This window comes from Gemmatimonas sp. (assembly GCF_044376735.1).
Taxonomy (GTDB): domain Bacteria; phylum Gemmatimonadota; class Gemmatimonadetes; order Gemmatimonadales; family Gemmatimonadaceae; genus Gemmatimonas.
The window spans coordinates 1-17990 of the sequence record NZ_JBILKJ010000053.1 but is presented as its reverse complement, the minus strand read 5'-3'; the positions used below and the strand labels follow the sequence as shown (position 1 = coordinate 17990).

The following is a 17990-nucleotide window of genomic DNA, read 5'->3' as shown; positions in this document are numbered from 1 at the left end:
AGCAGCCCACTCGCCGCTTCGTCAATCGGCACCCGAAACGCCGGACCATCCGGCGTGGTGGCGAAGTGCCCGGGGTTCCCCAGCATCAGCACAATGCGCTCCTCGCTCAGGTCGTGCGACAGCGCGCGCATGAGCATGTGCAGCGCCGCATGGCTGGTACAGGTGGCATAGTCCCCGCCCTGCGTCTTGCCCGCAAGTGAGCCGAGCCAGCTGCTCACGACCAGCACCCGCGCCCCGTCGCGATTGGCAAGGAATGGCAACAACGTGCGCACCAGCAAGAGCGGCGCCAGCGCGTGCCGTCGGTAGTGCTCCGTGAGTCCCGTTCCCGACAACGTCGACAACAGCTCATCGCGCTCGCTGTCGGCCAGTTTTTCGTGTTGCCCCGGCTCCGCCGGCGCGATGATCAACTGATCGAGCGTATCCGTGAGACTCTCCAACACCGGTACCGCATCGGCCACCAGCGACGGGTCGGCGGGATCGAGGGCGATCAGCTCCAGCCCGCCGTACTCGGCACGGAGATCCGCCAGCACCGGTACACGCGCCGGATTGCGCGCCGCAGCGTACACCTTGTCACCGCGCATGAGACACTGCCGCACCAGCTCCACGCCGAGTGGCCGTGCGGCGCCGGTGATCAACGTTTTGCGGGCCGCGGCCATCGCGTGTCGTGCTGGGGCGGTCACGATGCGCCCCCGCTGATGTGACCGCGCATGTCTCTCAAGACCGCTTCTACCGCGCTCACGGTGGCGTCGATCTCGATGGGGCGATTGGCGCGCGCGTAGTCGTCGCGCTGATGTAACTCCACCAGCATCCCGGGATCCTTGAGTACGTGTCCGGTAAGCACCGCCACCACGGTGTCCCCTCCGCCGATAATCCCTTCGCGCACCAGGTGGCGCACGCCGGCCACGCTGGCCGCACTGGCCGGCTCGCAACCGACACCGGCCCCGTCGATCGTGACCTTGGCATCGATGATCTCGTCGTCGGTGGCGGAAATCACGAGGCCGTCGGTTTCCCGGATCGCGCGAACCGCGCGATCCCACGAGGCGGGATCACCGATGCGAATCGCCGTCGCGATCGTTTCCGCCTGCACGGTGTAGCGGGTCGCGAAATCCTCGCGGAAGGCCCGCGCAAACGGTGCCGCCCCCGCCGCCTGCACGCTCACGAGGCGCGGCACCTTCGTGATGAGCCCAAGCGCCTTCGCTTCCCGCAGCGCCTTTCCGAACGCCGCCGTGTTCCCCAGGTTGCCGGCTGGCAGCACGATGAAGTCGGGCGCGTTCCACCCGAGTTGCTGCAGCAGTTCGAACACGATGGTCTTCTGCCCTTCCACGCGCCACGGGTTGATGGAGTTCAGCAGATAGATCCCCAGCTCACGCGAGGCCTGCTGCACGAGCCGCAGGCACTCGTCGAAGTCGCCCTTCACCAACAGCGTCCGCGCGCCGTACGACAAGGTTTGCGCCAACTTGCCGAGCGCGATCTTTCCGGCCGGCACGAACACGAGCCCCGGAAGGCCAGCCTGCGCGGCGTACGACGCCAACGCCGCCGACGTGTTGCCAGTGCTGGCACAGGCGACGGCGCTGGCCCCGATACGAACCGCCTGCGTCGTGCCCACGGTCATCCCGCGATCCTTGAACGAGCCGGTGGGATTGTGTCCCTCATGCTTGATCAGCAAACCGTCGCACCCCGTGTACTTCGAGATCGCCGCCCTCGACAACAGCGGCGTGTTCCCCTCGGGGTGACTCACGATCGCATCGCCCGCACCGGGCATCACGATCGACTCGAAGCGCCACACCCCGGATGCGTGTCCCATCGGCATGGCGCAGCAATGCTGCGAGAAGCGGTGCTTCAGCGCATCGGCCGAGAGTGGCGCGTCGAACGCATCGACTGGTGCGCGATGAATGATCTCGAGCAGGCCGCCACACGCCGGACAATCGGGCGCCGCATCGAGCGGCGACAGCAGGTGCCCGCACGCGGCGCATCGCTGCACGCTGTGGTCGGCGCCGGCCGGCAGCCCCGACACGCCGGCCGGCAGGAACACGGCGTCGGCCGGGAAGGAAGAAAAAGACGTCGGCGTGGTCATGACGGCGTGAGCTGAAGGATGTCATTGAGCACACCAGCGGCCGTAACCGCCGGACCGGCGCCCGGCCCGGTGATCACCAGCGGATGCTCACGATAGCGCATAGTGGTGAAAACGATCTGATTATCGGTGCCGCGCAGTCCCGCCAGCGGATGGGTCAGCGGCACGGCGCGCAGTCCCACGTCCACTTTCTTCGGCGAGGCGTTCAACACGTAGCGCAGGACCCGCCCCTGTTTGGTGGCCGCCGCGAAACGCTCGGCCCACGCCGCATCCTGTTGCGACAACGTCGCCAGAAACTTCGGCAACGGCATGCTGCGATACGCCACCGGCACCAGCGACTCCACCGTCACGTCGGTGAGGTCGCCGCCGAAGCCCATCATGCGCGCCAGAATCAACGCCTTGCGGGCCACGTCCATGCCTGACAAGTCGTCGCGCGGATCGGGCTCGGTGAAGCCACGCGACATCGCATCGCGCAACGACTCGCTGAACGGGCGCCCCTTCCCGATCTCGGTGAGCAGGAAGCCCAAGGTACCCGACGTACACCCTTCGATGCGCAGCACCTTGTCGCCCGTTTCCACGAGCTTGGCGTAGCTGTCCATCACGGGGAGACCAGCGCCCACGGTGGTCTCGTGCAGCAGCCGCGAGCCGTGCTTCACCGCCAGCGCGCGAAGCGATTCGACCTCGGCCCGAGGCGCCGACAGCGGCCGCTTGTTGGCCATGACGATGTCCATGTTGGCCAGGATCGCGGCGCGAATCGCCGGCAGCGTCTCGTGCGCCGTGACGTCCACCAGCACCGGACGGGCCAGCGCGTGCGCGCCGATGTACGCCACCGCCTCGGCCGCCGTGCCTTTGTGGCCACCGCTCATCGTCGCCAGCGTGCCGCCCGCTTCCTTTCCCTTGGCGTATGTCGCCAGCTGGCGCGCGCTGAACCCCTCGGACTCGAACACGAATCCACTGCGATCGACCAGACCAACGATGGTAGGCTTCACCAGCCGCCGCACGCGCGGCAGCATTCGCAGCAGCTCACGACCGATCAGGCCGACACCAAGCAGTACGACATCGAGACGGTCCTCCTCGCGCAGGCCCCCGCCGCCGATCTTGTCGAGCTGAAACTCATCGTGCACCGCCTGCGCCGCCACTTCGGCGTCGGCCTCCGCGATCACCACCGAGATGTTGAGCTCACTCGAGCCCTGCGCGATGGCGACGATGTTCACGCCGGCCTGCGACAGCGACGTGAACATGCGCGACGCGATCCCCGGTGAACCGGCCATCCCGAGTCCGACCACCGCCAGCGTCGCCATGCCGCGCTGCACATCCATGCCTTCAAGCTCACGACGCGATAGTTCGAGAGCGAACGACTTCTCAAGCGCCGCGCGCGCCTCGGCACCGCGGTCGGCGGGCACGCACAGGCAGATCGAGTGTTCCGACGACGCCTGCGAAATCAGCGTGACCGAAATGCCGGCCTGTTGCAGCGCGGCGAAGGTGCGCGCGGCGATACCGGGCACGCCAAGCATGCCGTTGCCCGTGACCGTGACCAGCGCCTGGCTGCGCACGATGGAGAGCGCCTTCACCGGATAGCGCGTGAGGGTGCGGCGCACGGAGATCTCCGTGCCCGGCGCGGTGGGATCGGCGAAGGGGCGCACGAACACCGGCACCCGCACGCGCGCCAGTGGGATGAGGGCGCGCGGATGCAGCACTTTGGCCCCGTAATACGCCAGTTCCGCTGCTTCGCGTACATTGAGCTGCGGCACGATACGCGCCGTCGGCACCAGACGCGGATCGGTCGTCATGAGCCCCGGCACATCCTTCCACAGCGTAATGCGCTGGGCGCGGAGCGCGCGGCCCAGCACCGTCGCGGTCAGGTCGCTACCGCCCCGCCCCAGTGTGACCAATGCGCCATCGGCCGTCCCGCCGACGAACCCCGGGACGACGGGGAGCACCCGCTTCCGGAGCAGCGGACGCAGTTGCGCGCGTACTTCGCGATCGGTGGCGTCGAGCGCCGGAAACGCGCCGCCGAAAACCCCATCGGTGTGGATCAGCGTGGCCGCCTCGACGTACGCCGCCTTTGCGCCGCGGGCGAGCAGGCCCGCCACCACGAGACGTGCCGACAGCTGTTCGCCGCGCACGAGCAGAAAGTCCTTGGTGCGCGGCGTGAGCTCGCGCAGGCTGGCCACACCGTGCCCGAGCGTGCGCAGTTCGTCGAAGGCCGCCTCGAGCTCCCGCAGCAGTCGCGCGCGCATCCGGGCGTTGCCGATGATCCCGGTGGCGACGACCGCATGGCGTTTGTGGAGCCGACTGACCTGGTCGTCCACCGCACTGGTGTCCCCTGCTCGCGCCGCCTCGGCAATGGCGAGCAGCGCATCGGTCACACCGGCCAGCGCCGACACCACGGTCACGATCCGGGACGGGCGCGGTTCAAGGATCAGCTCCATGGCGTGGCGAACGGCCGCCGCATCGGCCAACGAGGCCCCGCCAAACTTGAACACATCGATCGTGGGAGACCGCGAAGCGGGACGGGTGCGCAGTGGCGGCATGTGACAGCGGGGAGAATGAGACCGGTCGGACGCCCCGGTCCTACGCAAGAGAGGCCAACGGGGCAACTCCGCAGACTACTTCGAGCCGGTTCACCTGTCCACACCAGTGCGCATCCCTCTACTTTCCCTATGGCTGGTTGAGACGCGACCATTCCGAGTCGCGTCGATGTCCGTGTTCCCGTGTTCCCCCATCAAGATGACCGCACCCGTCGAAGCGCCACCCGCACCGCCTGCTCCGAGCCCTACCGCCCTGCCGGAACGGCTCGCCGGGCTCGCGCACCTCGCGCACAACTTGGCCTGGAGCTGGAATCGCGACGCGCGGATGATCTTCCGGGAGATCGATGAGAGCCTCTGGCATCGGTTGCGCCACAACCCGATCCGACTGCTTCAACTCGTCGAGCCGGACCGTCTGGTGCAGCTCGCCGACGACGCCGTGTTCTGTGCGCGCCTCGACCGCGCCATGCAGTGGTTGGCCTCGGAGCACTCGGACGACCACACGTGGTACTCGCGCGCCTTCCCCGAACTGCGCGGCCAGCCGGTGGCGTACTTCTGCGCCGAGTTCGGCGTGCACAACTCCGTGCCGATCTACTCCGGCGGTCTCGGCGTGCTCGCCGGCGACCATCTCAAGACGGCATCCGATCTCGGGATCCCGCTCGTGGCCGTGGGCATTCTGTACCGGCAGGGCTACTTCGATCAGCACATTCGTGTAGACGGGTGGCAGGAAGACTCGAACGATGCCATCGACTTCAATGCGGTGCCCATCGTGCCGCTACCGGGCAAGGACGGCCAGAAGCACCTCGTCACGGTGAACACCTTCGGGCGCGACATCAACATCCGCGTCTGGAAGATGCAGGTGGGTCGCGTACCGGTGTATCTGCTCGATTCCGACTTGCCGGAGAACCATCCCGACGACCGACCACTGCTGTCGAAGCTGTATTCGGGAGGTCCGGCAATGCGCCTGCGTCAGGAATGGTTGCTGGGCGTCGGTGGCGTGCGCGCGCTGCGCGCCCTCGGCATCGCGCCGGCCGCGTGGCACGCCAATGAAGGGCACGCCGCGTTCATGATGGTGGAGCGTGTCCGTGAGCTGTGCCAGCAGGGCGTGTCGTTCGCGGAGGCGGTGAAGCGCGTACGGAACCGCAGCGTGTTCACGACGCATACACCGGTGCCGGCGGGGCACGATCACTTTGGCGTGAACGAAGTGCGTCAGTGCGCCGACGGCTACTGGAACGACATGGGCATCGACGCCGAGACGTTCCTGCGCATCGGCTACATGCCCGAGTCGGGGACCGGCGTGTATCACATGACGGCCGCCTCGGTCCGTCTGTCGCGCCGCGTGAATGCCGTGTCGCGCCGCCACGGGATCGTGACGCGCGACATGAGCCGCTCACTGTGGAACGGGCGCGAGGCCGAGCACATCCCGGTGGGGCACGTCACGAACGGGGTGCATCTCGCGACGTGGATGGCCAATCCGATCATGAAGCTGCTGGACGACCACCTCGGACCGGCGTGGGGACACAGCAGCGACCCGGCGCTCTGGGAACAGGTGCTGACGCTCGATGACGAAGCCCTCTGGTTCACGCACTCACGCCTCAAGCACACGCTCATGCGTCTCGTGCGCGAGGAAGCGCGCAGCGCGTTTGCGCGACGTCAGCTCGAGGCCACGCAGCTCGTGGGCGCCGGCACCCTGCTCGACCCGAAGACGCTCACCATTGGTTTCGCGCGGCGTTTCGCCACCTACAAACGCGCCGACCTAATCTTCCGCGATGTGGAGCGCCTGCGGAAGCTCGTGACCAATGTGCAGCGCCCGGTGCAGATCGTGTTCGCCGGCAAGGCGCATCCGGCCGACAATCCGGGTAAGCAGGTGTTGCAGAACGTGTATCACTTCACGCGCGATCCTCGTTTCGAGGGACGCATCGCGTTCGTGGAAGACTACGGGATGCACCTCGCGCATCTGCTTGTGCAGGGCGTGGACCTGTGGATGAATCTGCCGCGTGTACCGCTCGAGGCGTCGGGCACGAGTGGCATGAAGGCCGCGCTGAACGGCGTGCCACAGATCTCCACGATCGACGGCTGGTGGGAAGAGGGGTACGAAGGCAACAACGGCTGGGCGATCACCCCCGAAGAAGACGATGAGGCGGGCGTGAGCACGTCGAACCGCCTGTACGAGCTGCTCGAGCAGGACGTGGTGCCGCGCTACTACGACGTCGACAAGAACGACCTGCCGCGTCGCTGGCTGGCCACGATGAAGCATTCCATCCGCGTGGCCGGTCAACAATTCACGGCGCGACGCATGGTGGAGCAGTACGCCCGTGCGTACTATGCCCCATCGATCCTGGGTGACTCCCTGCCCGACGATCCACCAATCGCGTAACGCCGCAATGCCTTTCTCCGCCACCCCCACACCAAGCTTCGGGTCGCCCGTGATACGGCAACCCGAGGGTGGGGCGCCGACAATCGTGCATCTCACGGCGGAGTACAGTCCGTTCGCGCGGACGGGCGGGCTGGCCGAGGCCGTCATGGGACTGGCCAACTATCAGGTGAAGGCTGGCGCGAACGTGGTCGTGTTCGTGCCGCTGTACCGCACGGTGCGCGATCACGCGCCGGATCTCGCGCTGCTCGGCCGACCAATCCAGGTCGAGCTGGGATTCCGCAGCGAGGAAGTGCGATTCTTCCGGGAAGTGCAGCCGCCGGCCGGTCCGAAGGTCGTGTTCGTCGACATCCCGTCGGCGTTCGGTCGCGCCGGACTGTACGGCGAAGGGGGCCAGGATTACGCCGACAACGCCCGGCGCTTCGCGCTGTTCTCGCGTGCCGTGCTGGATGGCATTCCGCGACTGATCGCCGGCCCCGTGCTCATTCATGGGCACGACTGGCATACGTCGCTGGCCCTCGTATTCATGCGCACGTACGGCGACCTCAAGGCACGCTACGCCGGCACGCCGACCGTCCTCTCGGTGCACAACGCCGGCTATCAGGGACACTTCCCGGCGTCGATGCTGAACGACTGCGGCATTCCGCCCGAGGTGTACAACTTCCGGCAGCTCGAGTGGTACGACCGCATCAACTTCCTGAAGGGCGGACTCACCTTTGCCGACATGGTCGTCACGGTGAGCCCCACGCACGCGCAGGAGTTGCGCACGCCCGGCGGCGGATTCGGCCTGCAAGAGGTGTTTCAGTGGCTTGGCGACCGATTCACCGGCATCACCAACGGCATCGATCAGGCCCTCTGGAATCCGGCCACCGACGAGCAGATCACAGCCCGCTACACGCGGCAGGACCCGACGAACAAGGGCAAGTGCAAGGCCGCACTGCAGCGGTCCTTCGGTCTGCCGCAACGCAAGCGCACTCCGCTGTTTGGGCTCACCGGGCGCATGGTGGTGCAGAAGGGGCTCGATCTCATTCTGAATTCGCAGCTGATCTGGACCCTCGACGCGCAGTTCGTATTCCTCGGCGCGGGCGAGGCGCGGTATGAGCGGGCGCTGCTCACGCTGGCGAAAGCGCGTCCGCAGCATGTTGGCGTCCAGCTCAACTTCACGGACCGGCTTGAGCATCGGTTGATGGCCGGTGCCGACATGTTTCTGATGCCGTCGCAGTACGAGCCGTGCGGACTCACCCAGATGCGCGCACAACGCTACGGCTCGCTGCCGATCGGGCGCCGAGTCGGTGGCATCGCCGACACCGTACAGGACGATACCACCGGCTTTCTGTTCGACGAGTTTCAGCCGGCTGCGCTCGACCGGGCGATCTCACGGGCACTCGCCCGCTTCGCCGACCGGAGTGCGTGGGCGCCGCGCATGCGCGCCGCGATGGAGCAGGACTTCGGATGGGAGCGATCGGCCGAACGCTACACGCAGGTGTATCGGCAGGCGATCGAGATTGCCAAGAGCGGTCGCTGATGCATTCGGTCATCATCCACCACCATCTGTACCAACCGCCGCGCGAGGATCCGTGGCTCGAAGTGGTGCCGGCTGAACCATCAGCTGCCCCCGACCACGATTGGAATACGCGCATCAACCGCGAGTGCTACGCCCGGCTCGCGGTCGCTGAGGCCCATCTGCGCGATCGGCGTGCGGCTGCGCGCGATCCCGATGCACGCGCCGGCATTGCCCGTGTGGTCAATTTGTATGCGTGGTGTTCGTTCGACGTGGGTGCCACGCTGTGCGAATGGCTGGACGCCGAAGCCCCGGATACGCTGCGCGCGATGCAAGCGGGAGACGCAGCGAGTGTGCGCCGGTGGGGCCACGGCAATGCGATCGCCGCGCCGTATCATCACGTGATCCTGCCGCTGGCCTCGCCGCGCGAGCGTACCACGGAGATCCGCTGGGGCATCCGCGATTTTCGCCGGCGCTTCGGTCGCGAACCGGAGGGCATGTGGCTCCCGGAGTGCGCGGCCGATGAGGACACCCTCGATGCGGTGGCCAAGGAAGGCATCGCCTTCACGATTCTGGCGCCGTACCAGGTGCACGGGCACGACGGGAGCGGCATGCCGGTGCGCTGGCGTGGTGCGGCCGGTCGGTCGCTTACGATCGTACCCTACGACGGCTCACTCGCCGGCGATGTCGCGTTCGGCGGACTGCTGCGCGACGCGCCGGCGCTGGCGCAGCGGCTCACGCCGTATCGCGGCGCGACCGACCCGCTCGCTCATCGCTGCACCACCTTGGCCACGGACGGCGAAACCTTTGGCCACCACCACCGGAACGGCGACGCCACCCTCACCGAAGCCTTGTCGATGGTGGTGCGGCAGTCGGGCTCGCGCGTCACCAACAGTGCCGCGTTGGTAGCGATGTATCCGCCCACCACCGACGTGCGCTTGATGTCGCCGAGCGCGTGGAGTTGCGCGCATGGCGTGGAGCGGTGGCGCAGCAACTGCGGCTGTCGACTCGACAGCAACAGGCCGCCGGCGCAGCAGTGGCGCGGACCGCTGCGCGCCGCGATCGAGCGCCTGTCGCACCACGCGTACGAGGTGTTCGAACGCGAGGGGCGCACGCTGTTCCGCGACGATCCGTGGGATGTGCAGGACCGCTACGGCGATGTGGTCGCGCGGGACGGCGAGGCGATCGAGCAGTTCGCGCGACGCGAGCTGCCGGCCGATGCGTCGGTACATCAGGTGCAGCGCGCCCGCGAACTGCTCGAGCTCGCGCGGGCCACGATGCGCACATTCACGTCGTGCGCGTGGTTCTTCGACGAGGTTGATCGCATCGAAGTCCGGCAGGTCCTGCGCTACGCCGCACGCGCCATCGAGCTGACGGGACACGCCTCGCGATTGATGCCGGAGTTCGTGCAGTGGCTGGCGGCGGCAACCAGCGGTGCCCCGCATGCCGGCAGCGCCAGCGAACTGTTCGTGCGTGAAGCGATGCCGCACCGTGATGCGACCACCTGCGCGGCGGCGGGGGCGATCGCCTGTGCCTCCATGGGCATCGCGACGCCGCGCATCGCCACCTTCGATGTCAACGTGGCGCCGGCGGCCGACGCGCGGAGTGCATCGTGGCGCGCCACGCTCGCGCATCGCCGGACCGGCGCCATACGCACCTTCGTCGGGCGTGTCCACGGTACCGGCCCTGGTCTCACCGTCGATCTGTCGGAAACCGAAGCCGACATCGGCGACACCCACGGCGTCAACGTCCATGAGTTTCCGGAAGTCCTCGCGCGACAGCTGCTCCGCCCGATGGCGCTCTCCGATGAAGCTCTCTTCGACGACGTCGGCCCCACCCCCTGAGTCTCGCCCGCCGCGCGTCGACACGGTGCTACGGTGCCGCACTCCAGCGCCAGCGTAGTCCGGCGTAGAACTGCCGCGCGAACGCCGGTGTCCATAAGTTGGGCTGCTGGTCGAGCAGATTGTTCACGCCCCCCGAGACTTCCAGTTCGCTCGTCATCGCCAGCCGGAGCTGCGCGTCGACCGACAGCAGCGCACCCTGACGTCCGATCACACCGCTCTCGGTCGAGAACGGTCCGGTAATCGGGGCGCCGCTCGGAATGCCGACGAGTGGCGCGTTGCCGGTGTAGCGCACCGAGGCATCGGTGGAGAGCCCTTGGCGGATCCCCCACTCACGGGCCACACGCAGTCGCGCCGTGTGCGACGCGCGTCGGCTAAGCGGCAATCCCGAATTGAGATCGCGCGCGCGCAGAAAATCGTACCCCAGCGTGACCTCGGTCGCACCCGCGTTGACGCGCGCATTCGTTTCCACGCCCTGCGTGCGGGCACGCGCCACATTCACGTAGCGGTACGACTGAAATCCCGCCGCGTTGTCCCCCTCGTATCGCCAATCGACGAGCCCTGACACGTCATTGCGGTAGCCTTCCACGTCAATTGACAGCCGCGTGCTCGGCGCCCATGTGCCACCAAGGCTCGTGCTCCACGACGACTCCGGCAGCAGATCCGGATTTCCGGAGAGCGTGTAGCCGCCCGCCGGATTCGTGAACGTGTAGCGGATCTCCTTGAAGCCCGGCGCGCGGAACCCACGCGCCACGTTGGTGCGCAGTCGCACACGGGGCGACGTTTGCCACGCGAGGCCGAACGACGGATTGGTGCTGCTGCCCCACAGCGTACTGCTGGTGTACCGCGCACCCGCCGTCATCAGCAGTGCTCCGAGAGTCCATGAATCCCGCGCAAACGCTTCGGTGACCTGTTCGTCGGCGCTATCCCCCGTCACCTTCCGTGGCGCCACGAGTGTGCGGTGCGACCGCTGCACACCCAGATCGATCGCATGCCGGCCAACCACCTTCGTGTACGACAGCAGGTAGCGACCCTGTCGTTCTTGCTGTTCGAGGGAATCGGCCGATCCCTTGATCGGCAGCAAGCCACGCGACTGCCGATACTGATACCCAAACCGCTGCGCGAAGGCCCGCGCGCGGATGTTGCCGCCGAATAGCGAACCGCGCACTTCGGCGAAGCCCTGCCCGCCCCGATTGTCGATGAATCCATTGAAGGCGGCATCCACCGGAAAGCGCTGACGTTCCTGCGAGCCCTGCAGGTCGAGGCGCAGCGACCAGCGCTCAGTCAGCGCATAGCGGACGTCCGCGCGCAAATCGTAGATGCGATTGAACGTTGAACCGATCGCGTTGTATCCCGTCACGCGGTCGGACTGCCGCCACCCGCCGTTCACGCGGTAGCCGAACTTCCCCACCGTCTGACTCACGCCCGCCGACGACTCCTGGCGACCCAGCCCACCTTCGCGCGCGAGCGCATCGAAGGTCAGTCGCTGCGTGGGGGCTGCCTGTACGATGTTGATCACGCCACCCAACGCGTCGCTGCCGAACTCCACACTCGCGGGTCCCTTGGTGACCTCGACGCGCTCGGTGGCGATGGTGCTCAATCGGCCGATGTCCCGGCTCTCGATCAGTGCACCCGCGACCGGCTCGCCATCCACCAAGACGAGCACCCGCGAATCGTCGAATCCACGAATGGAGATGGACGTTTTCGATGGCGGCGCCGGCAGCTCCTGCAACCCGGGCAGCTGCCGCAACAGCTGATTCGCTGACACCGCCGCGACGGCGTCGAGCTCCTCCCGACCGATCACCGTCACGCTCCGCGGCGATTCGCTGGCGCGGATTACGCGCTGCCCCATCGTGGTCGTGAACACCGGCAACACCGTGGCCAACGCCACCAAGCGAAGCACCGGCGTACCGCTCTGAACCACCGTGCGCAACTCAGCGAATCCGAGTGCGCGCACGATCAGTGAATCACCAACGGCAGCCGCCACACGGAACGTGCCGCGTTCGTCGGTTCGCACGCGCCCCCCGGTGCGCGGTACGCGCACCTCCGCCGACAACACCGGGGCCCCGTCGGTTTTGCCGAGGACCGTACCCTGCACGCCCGGTGGCTCGGGCACACGCTGCGCGAGTGCCGGTCCGCCAGACATGACGGCCAGCAACAGCGCAGCGCACAGTGGCAGCATACCATCCGACATCGAGGGGCGCCGACCTTCGCTCATCGAATGCGCGCGTAGCGAATCGTTGGGAAGCCTGCGACACCGGTGTTGCTGTAGTAGTCGGTGACCTGGAGCTTGTAGACCCGCGTGCCCGACTTCACCAGATACGTGTTGAACGCGGCGTGCAGGCGGTCGTTCCCCTGCAGGTTGTAGCGGAACGGCGCGCTCTTATCGAGTACCGAGTTCGGGATCGGTCCGACGAGGGTGGACAGGAACGTCGCGAACTGCGGTGCATCACTGGCGATCGTCGCGTTGGCGAAGGTCGGGGACGTCGGTCCCGGGTACGTGCCGGCGTTACACGCCACATTCGGCACCAGCGACAGCTGATTGGCCGCGGGATTGAACTCGAGATCCCAGTTGCAGCCGGTGCCGGTAACCACGGCGTTTGCGGTCAGGCTGATCTGACGAACGCCGTTCGCCGGCGCGATCGCCACCGTCTGCACCGCGCCCAGCGTGTTGCCGGTCTGTAGGCGTGACTCGAGATACAGCGTGTCCACCGCGAACGTCGGCGTGAACTTGATGCGCGTCGCACGAACAACCGCGAAGCTGCCGTTGGCCAGTCGCAGCTTCCAGTAGTTCGCCGGGTTGGCCGTGGGAACACCGCTGAGGTTGAGATAGCCCTGCTTGTTCTCGGTCAGGCGATCAGTCAGGAACTGCGCGTCGGCGGGAATCTGCGCTGTGCGCACGGCATCGAACTCGGCGAGCGTCGCGGCCGGCGTGAACGCCAGCACCTGCGCGTCGCTGGCCGCTTTGTTGTTGTCGAGCGCGAAGCCCAGCACGTTCTTGCTGGTGGCACCGCCCACCGCGGGCGAGTTCAGCCGCACTTCGTAGCGGCGGAAGGCCAAATCCCAGTCGCCGGTGCGCGGCACGAGTGCCCCCGACGCCAAGCTGAAGTAGACCAGTGTGTCCGTGCTGCTCGCATTGAGCGGCCCGAACGTCACCACTTGGTTGACGGCCGGCTCCGGCGTACCGGCTCCAGGACCCGTCGCAATCGACTCGCCTTCACACGCGCCAAGCACCGCGAGGGACATGACGGACAACAGGGACCGCAGCATCGTCGACTTCATATAGAGAGCGCAGCAGAGATTCAGATGAGTCAGGCAGCACCGACGGAGATCGTCCGCCCGTGCGCGAGGATGCACACTATCCCGCAGTGCACCGAAGCTGCATTCGTATTTCTAACGAGGTGAGCGTGGGGGAATCCCTGCGTTACTCTTGATCACATGAGCACACCGATTCTCTCCGATCGCCCCGTGATCGTGATCACGGGGGCCAGTGGCGGCATTGGAGCCGCGTTGGCGCGTCACGTCGCGCCCACGCACGGCTTGTCCCTCGTCGCGCGACGGACCGCTGAACTCACGCGGGTAAGCGACGAGCTGACTGCAGCCGGTGGAACGCCGGTCCTGACCATCACGGCTGATGTCACGAATCGCAGTGAGGTCCAGCGCATTGTGCGCGAGACGCTCGCGCGCTTCGGTCGGATCGATGCGTGGGTGAACAACGTCGGTCAGGGCATCAGCCGCATGCCTTCCGAACTCACCGATGACGACATCGACGACATGATGCGCATCAATGTGAAGTCGGCGCTGTACGGCATGCAGGAAGTCCTGCCGCACTTCAAGGCCGCCGGACGCGGACACATAGTCAACGTGTCGTCGATGCTCGGGCGTGCCCCCTTCGCCCTGCAGCGCTCGGCGTACAGCGCAGCCAAGCATTTCCTGAACGCGCTCACGGCGAATGTCCGCACCGAGGTGCAGGCGACGCATCCGGAGATTCAGGTCTCCCTGATCTCCCCGGGGGTGGTGCGCACGGACTTCGGCCTCAATGCGCGCCACGGCGGCATCGACTCGCGGCAGCTCCCCGACTCGCAAAGCGCCGACGAGGTAGCGGCCGTTATCGCCGCCGTCCTCATCGATCGCCGACCGGACGTCTACACCCGCACCGGATCGGCGGCGCGCATCGCCGGCCTCTACGCGTCGATCGGCGAAGACCCGTGATCGGCCACGCCCGCTCGCCGGCGGCTAGGGGACCGACTGCCCCCGCACCGGCGACAAGGGCGCGGTGGGCATCGGCATGGATCCGGGAACCGCCGCTTCGCGGGAATCCACCGAATCCAGCGGCGGACCGAGGAATGGCTCGCACACCCCTTCGGCGGTCTCGCGGATCAGCTGATCGACCACCGCGCGAAGATCGCCGGTGCGGGCATAGGTCGCCAATTGCCGCTGGGCGCTCGATCCCTCATCGAGAATACGGAACGCGTACTCGACCTCCTTCCGGGTACCGAGCTCGTCGAGCACGTCGTCGAGGAACCACTCGACCAACTCGCGAATGAGGACCGGCGCCGGCAACTCCTCCTTCTTGCCGAAGTCGATCAGCTTCCCGCCGAGTCCCCAGCGCACCGCACGCCACTTGTTTTCCTCGATGAGGTCCTGTGCGTACACGCGGAACGTCATGTTGTCGCGACGGAGCTTCCACATCTTGGCGACCACGGCCTGCAGGATGGCCGCGATGCACACCGCCTCGTCCACCTTGGTGTTCACGTCGCAGGCGCGGAACTCGAGCGTCGGGTAGATGTGGTGTGGACGCACATCCCACCAGAGCTTCGACCCGTCCGGGATGCTGCGCGTCTTGATCAGCGTGTCCACCAGATCGGCATAGTCGCCCCAGCCGTTCAGGATGCGAGGCACGCCGGTGCGCGGGAAGTTCTTGAACACGATGCTGCGATAGGAATGCAGTCCGGTGTTCCGCCCGAACCAGAAGGGGGATGATGTGGACAAACACAAAATGTGAGGCAGGATATATCGCGCGGCGTTCAGGCAGTCGATCCGGAACTCCGGATCTTCAATGCCCACATGCACATGCGTCCCGAAGATGAGCAGGCGATGGGCCAGATCCTGCAGCTCCGCCTTCACGCCGAGGTATCGCTCCTTCGGCGTCATCTCCTGATTCATCCAATTGGAGAACGGGTGCGTGCCAGCCGAGGCGATGGTCAGGCCGTGCTGTCCAGCGGCAGTGATGACGAGCCTACGCAGATTCACCAGCTCCGAACGGAGTTCCGCGATCGAGGAACACACCTTCGTGCCGATCTCCACCTGACACTGGTGGAGCTCCGCTTTGACGTCGGCCAGCTGGGCGTCGGTGCTCGACACCAGCGTATCGAACCCGGGCGTGAGGTCACGCGTGACGGGGTCGATGATCTGATACTCTTCCTCGATGCCGACGGTCAGGCTCGGTGCGCGCATTTAAGCCCCCACGCCCGTGCGGGACGTGCTGTTCGCGGTGGACCAATCCATAGCGGCACGAATGAAGCCGCCGAACAGATGTCGGGTATGGGGATCCGCCATCTCGAGCACTTCCGGGTGCCATTGCACCCCGATCAGGAACGCGTCACCATCGCCTTCCACCGCCTCGATCAGTCCATCATCGGCGGTCGCCGAGGCCACGAGATTCCGCCCCAGCTGCTTGATCCCCTGATGGTGCATGCTGTTCACCGGCGCCCGTGTGGATTCGAGCAACCGTGCCAACTTTGTGTCCGCGACGATGTCGACCTCGTGCGCGAGGTGGTCGCGCTCGAAGCCGGCGGTCGGAAAAAAGTCGTGCTTGTGGAAAGCCGGATTTTGTGATGCAAGGTCCTGCCAGAGCGTACCCCCTGACGCCACGTTGATCACCTGGAGGCCGCGGCAGAGGCCGAACACCGGCTTGCCGTCTTCGATCGCCCAGCGAACCAATTGCAGTTCAACACGGTCGCGAGCGGGGTCAAGATTGCCGCATTCCTTCCGCACGGCCTCGCCGTACTCGGCAGGATTGATGTCTACGCCGCCCGGAATCAGCAGGCCGTCCAGCCGCTCATAGATCTCGCGCAGCGTGAGCAGATCGTCGTCGAGCAGCGGAATCATCCACGGTACGGCGCCGACCATGGTGGCCGCCAGAAAGTAGCGCTGATTCATCACCCACGACGAGGGTAACCCCGGTGGAATACCATCGATCGAGTGCAGCGTTTGCGTGGTGAGCCCGATGACCGGGCGTTTCAGAGACGACATCAGCGGGGTTCAACGAGAAAGGTTGGCACGTTCGAGCCACCGCCGGCGGTGACGTTGAGCAGCGGATCGGTCGCGATGCGGGTGAGGCACCCAGACATCGTAATGCCGTCGGCGAGAAAGGGCGCCGTGTCGAGCATGCGTTCGCCAAGATGGAGCGCGCCGTCGGCCCACGCCGGCCACAGTTCGCTGGGCACCTCCACCCGCTCCTGCACGATATACGGCTCCGCAAGGGCGGTCGCGATCGCGGCCTCCCACTCGGCGTCGTTCACCGTCCACCCCAGCACGATCCCTTTGCCGCCGTACTCGTCGTTCGGCTTGAGCACGAGCGTGGCGCGGTTGGCGGCGATGAACTCGAGGAGGTCAACGCGACGGTCGCCGTACTGGGTGTGCCGCCCCTCGACGACCCGCGTCCATGGCACGTGCGCCGCGACAGCCGCCGACTCGGCGGTGGTGAGCAACGACGCCTGCCGTTCATCACTTAACACCGCAAGTGAGGCCTTCTTATGTAACATCTTACAGCGGAATGGGTTGACCATACACACCGCACCATCCCTCACAGCCTGGATCACCGGCGAATCGAGTCCCTCCCGGGTGACCAGTTCGTCGATCAGTACGCGCTTGTAGATCAGCGTGACGTGCTTGCCGCCGATCATCAGCCTGCCGTTCGTATACTCGGCGTCGCGCGGGTCACCGATGAACGCGTCAATGCCAAGCGCCCGGAACTCGCGTTCGAAGAGCACGAACTCGCTGTACGTGGGCACTTCCTTCCAATCGAGAATGACGATCGTGGGCGCCTCGCGCACACCGCGCCACCTGTAGTAGGCGTTGAGCAGCGCGTGCACGACCGACGGTGCAGCCGGCAGCGGCACGGCGATGTGCGTGCGGCTGAACTCGTGCATCACCGGCAGCGACAGGAAGGCGCGGGACAGCGCATCGTTATACGCCGCTCCCGCCGGAGTCTCCGCGTTGTACTCGGTGAACTTGAGCCCGCCCTCCCCGTCCGCGAAAAACGCGTCGAGGCGGGAGGTGGGGCTGGCCACATCGAAGCCGGGGTCGGCGTGGATCAGCTGCTCTTCCCACGCCGTCAGCCCGAACTGGGCGCGTAACGCCGAGTCCGCCATAGCGGCCACCCGGACCTTCTCGAACGCCGAGCCGACGAGGGCGCAGGCGGTGGCCAGCTGCTGGTATTGGCCGAGGCTGAGAAAGCGTGGACGCAAGACGCCGCACAACGGGCGCTCGCCAAAGAAGAGCCCGTCATGCCGCAGCTGCCGGTCCAGCACCTCGGCGCTGGCGTGCGCGATGGCGCGATCCTGCAGCGCATCATGGTACCGCGCGATCGCGGATGTGGACATAAAACGTTGGTGAGATTTGTGACCAGCCCGGGAGCCGTCGTGTACACGTCGATTCCCTTCCCCGTACT

At 66.5% G+C, this 17990-nt stretch carries 12 protein-coding genes; 4 read left to right on the top strand and 8 right to left on the bottom strand.

Annotated elements, in window-relative coordinates:
- The 3 genes from ACIRA7_RS09430 to thrA all read right to left on the bottom strand — a co-directional run.
- Positions 1 to 680 (bottom strand): SDR family NAD(P)-dependent oxidoreductase (locus ACIRA7_RS09430; protein WP_396220588.1); only part of this gene is annotated, 680 nt, incomplete at its 3' end.
- Positions 677 to 2074 carry a threonine synthase gene (thrC, locus tag ACIRA7_RS09425; RefSeq protein WP_396220587.1) on the bottom strand — a complete coding sequence of 466 codons (1398 nt, stop codon included), beginning with the start codon at positions 2072 to 2074 and terminating at the stop codon, positions 677 to 679. The genes ACIRA7_RS09430 and thrC, both read right to left, overlap by 4 nt.
- Positions 2071 to 4605: a bifunctional aspartate kinase/homoserine dehydrogenase I gene (gene thrA / locus ACIRA7_RS09420; protein ID WP_396220586.1), complete on the bottom strand. Its 2535-nt coding sequence runs from the start codon at positions 4603 to 4605 to the stop codon at positions 2071 to 2073. The genes thrC and thrA overlap by 4 nt, the downstream gene beginning before the upstream one ends.
- Positions 4606 to 4801: 196 nt before the next feature.
- Between thrA and glgP the strand changes: the two genes are divergently transcribed.
- Genes glgP through ACIRA7_RS09405 form a run of 3 tightly spaced genes read left to right on the top strand, consistent with a single transcriptional unit; the run spans position 4802 to position 10318 of the window.
- Positions 4802 to 6976: an alpha-glucan family phosphorylase gene (glgP, locus tag ACIRA7_RS09415; protein WP_396220585.1), complete on the top strand. Its 2175-nt coding sequence runs from the start codon at positions 4802 to 4804 to the stop codon at positions 6974 to 6976.
- Positions 6977 to 6983: 7 nt separating this feature from the next.
- On the top strand, positions 6984 to 8498 hold the full coding sequence (locus ACIRA7_RS09410) for a glycogen synthase (protein ID WP_396220584.1): 1515 nt from the start codon (positions 6984 to 6986) through the stop codon (positions 8496 to 8498).
- On the top strand, positions 8498 to 10318 hold the full coding sequence (locus ACIRA7_RS09405) for a DUF3536 domain-containing protein (RefSeq protein WP_396220583.1): 1821 nt from the start codon (positions 8498 to 8500) through the stop codon (positions 10316 to 10318). Before ACIRA7_RS09410 ends, ACIRA7_RS09405 begins: the two co-directional genes overlap by 1 nt.
- Positions 10319 to 10346: 28 nt before the next feature.
- Here the strand turns inward: ACIRA7_RS09405 and ACIRA7_RS09400 are convergent, their stop codons facing one another.
- Together ACIRA7_RS09400 and ACIRA7_RS09395 are read right to left on the bottom strand one after the other, a co-directional pair.
- Entirely contained in the window at positions 10347 to 12497 is a 2151-nt protein-coding gene (locus ACIRA7_RS09400) for a TonB-dependent receptor plug domain-containing protein (protein WP_396220582.1), read from the bottom strand.
- A gap of 32 nt (positions 12498 to 12529) precedes the next feature.
- Entirely contained in the window at positions 12530 to 13597 is a 1068-nt protein-coding gene (locus ACIRA7_RS09395) for an HmuY family protein (RefSeq protein ID WP_396220581.1), read from the bottom strand.
- Between the two features lie 156 nt (positions 13598 to 13753).
- Between ACIRA7_RS09395 and ACIRA7_RS09390 the strand changes: the two genes are divergently transcribed.
- The gene (locus ACIRA7_RS09390; RefSeq protein ID WP_396220580.1) at positions 13754 to 14527 is read left to right on the top strand and encodes an SDR family NAD(P)-dependent oxidoreductase; all 774 of its coding nucleotides are present in this window, start codon (positions 13754 to 13756) and stop codon (positions 14525 to 14527) included.
- 24 nt (positions 14528 to 14551) lie between these two features.
- On the opposite strand, the gene ACIRA7_RS09385 is transcribed toward ACIRA7_RS09390, so the two are convergent.
- From ACIRA7_RS09385 to ACIRA7_RS09375, 3 genes are read right to left on the bottom strand one after another with little or no spacing between them, the layout of a single operon-like run.
- Complete coding sequence (locus ACIRA7_RS09385; RefSeq protein WP_396220579.1) at positions 14552 to 15772, bottom strand: carboxylate-amine ligase; 1221 nt, start codon at positions 15770 to 15772, stop codon at positions 14552 to 14554.
- The gene (locus tag ACIRA7_RS09380) at positions 15773 to 16570 is read right to left on the bottom strand and encodes a gamma-glutamyl-gamma-aminobutyrate hydrolase family protein (RefSeq protein ID WP_396220578.1); all 798 of its coding nucleotides are present in this window, start codon (positions 16568 to 16570) and stop codon (positions 15773 to 15775) included.
- Positions 16570 to 17922, bottom strand: coding sequence for a circularly permuted type 2 ATP-grasp protein (locus ACIRA7_RS09375; RefSeq protein WP_396220577.1), 1353 nt, complete (start codon positions 17920 to 17922; stop codon positions 16570 to 16572). The genes ACIRA7_RS09380 and ACIRA7_RS09375 overlap by 1 nt, the downstream gene beginning before the upstream one ends.
- Between the last annotated feature and the right edge of the window lie 68 nt (positions 17923 to 17990).

Coding starts and splice junctions, on each gene's coding strand:
- thrC (WP_396220587.1), bottom strand. CDS start 2,074: ATGACCACGCCGACGTCTTTTTCTTCCTTCCCGGCCGACGCCGTGTTC.
- ACIRA7_RS09375 (WP_396220577.1), bottom strand. CDS start 17,922: ATGTCCACATCCGCGATCGCGCGGTACCATGATGCGCTGCAGGATCGC.
- ACIRA7_RS09385 (WP_396220579.1), bottom strand. CDS start 15,772: ATGCGCGCACCGAGCCTGACCGTCGGCATCGAGGAAGAGTATCAGATC.
- thrA (WP_396220586.1), bottom strand. CDS start 4,605: ATGCCGCCACTGCGCACCCGTCCCGCTTCGCGGTCTCCCACGATCGAT.
- ACIRA7_RS09380 (WP_396220578.1), bottom strand. CDS start 16,570: ATGTCGTCTCTGAAACGCCCGGTCATCGGGCTCACCACGCAAACGCTG.
- ACIRA7_RS09410 (WP_396220584.1), top strand. CDS start 6,984: ATGCCTTTCTCCGCCACCCCCACACCAAGCTTCGGGTCGCCCGTGATA.
- ACIRA7_RS09400 (WP_396220582.1), bottom strand. CDS start 12,497: ATGCTGCCACTGTGCGCTGCGCTGTTGCTGGCCGTCATGTCTGGCGGA.
- ACIRA7_RS09390 (WP_396220580.1), top strand. CDS start 13,754: ATGAGCACACCGATTCTCTCCGATCGCCCCGTGATCGTGATCACGGGG.
- ACIRA7_RS09395 (WP_396220581.1), bottom strand. CDS start 13,597: ATGAAGTCGACGATGCTGCGGTCCCTGTTGTCCGTCATGTCCCTCGCG.
- glgP (WP_396220585.1), top strand. CDS start 4,802: ATGACCGCACCCGTCGAAGCGCCACCCGCACCGCCTGCTCCGAGCCCT.
- ACIRA7_RS09405 (WP_396220583.1), top strand. CDS start 8,498: ATGCATTCGGTCATCATCCACCACCATCTGTACCAACCGCCGCGCGAG.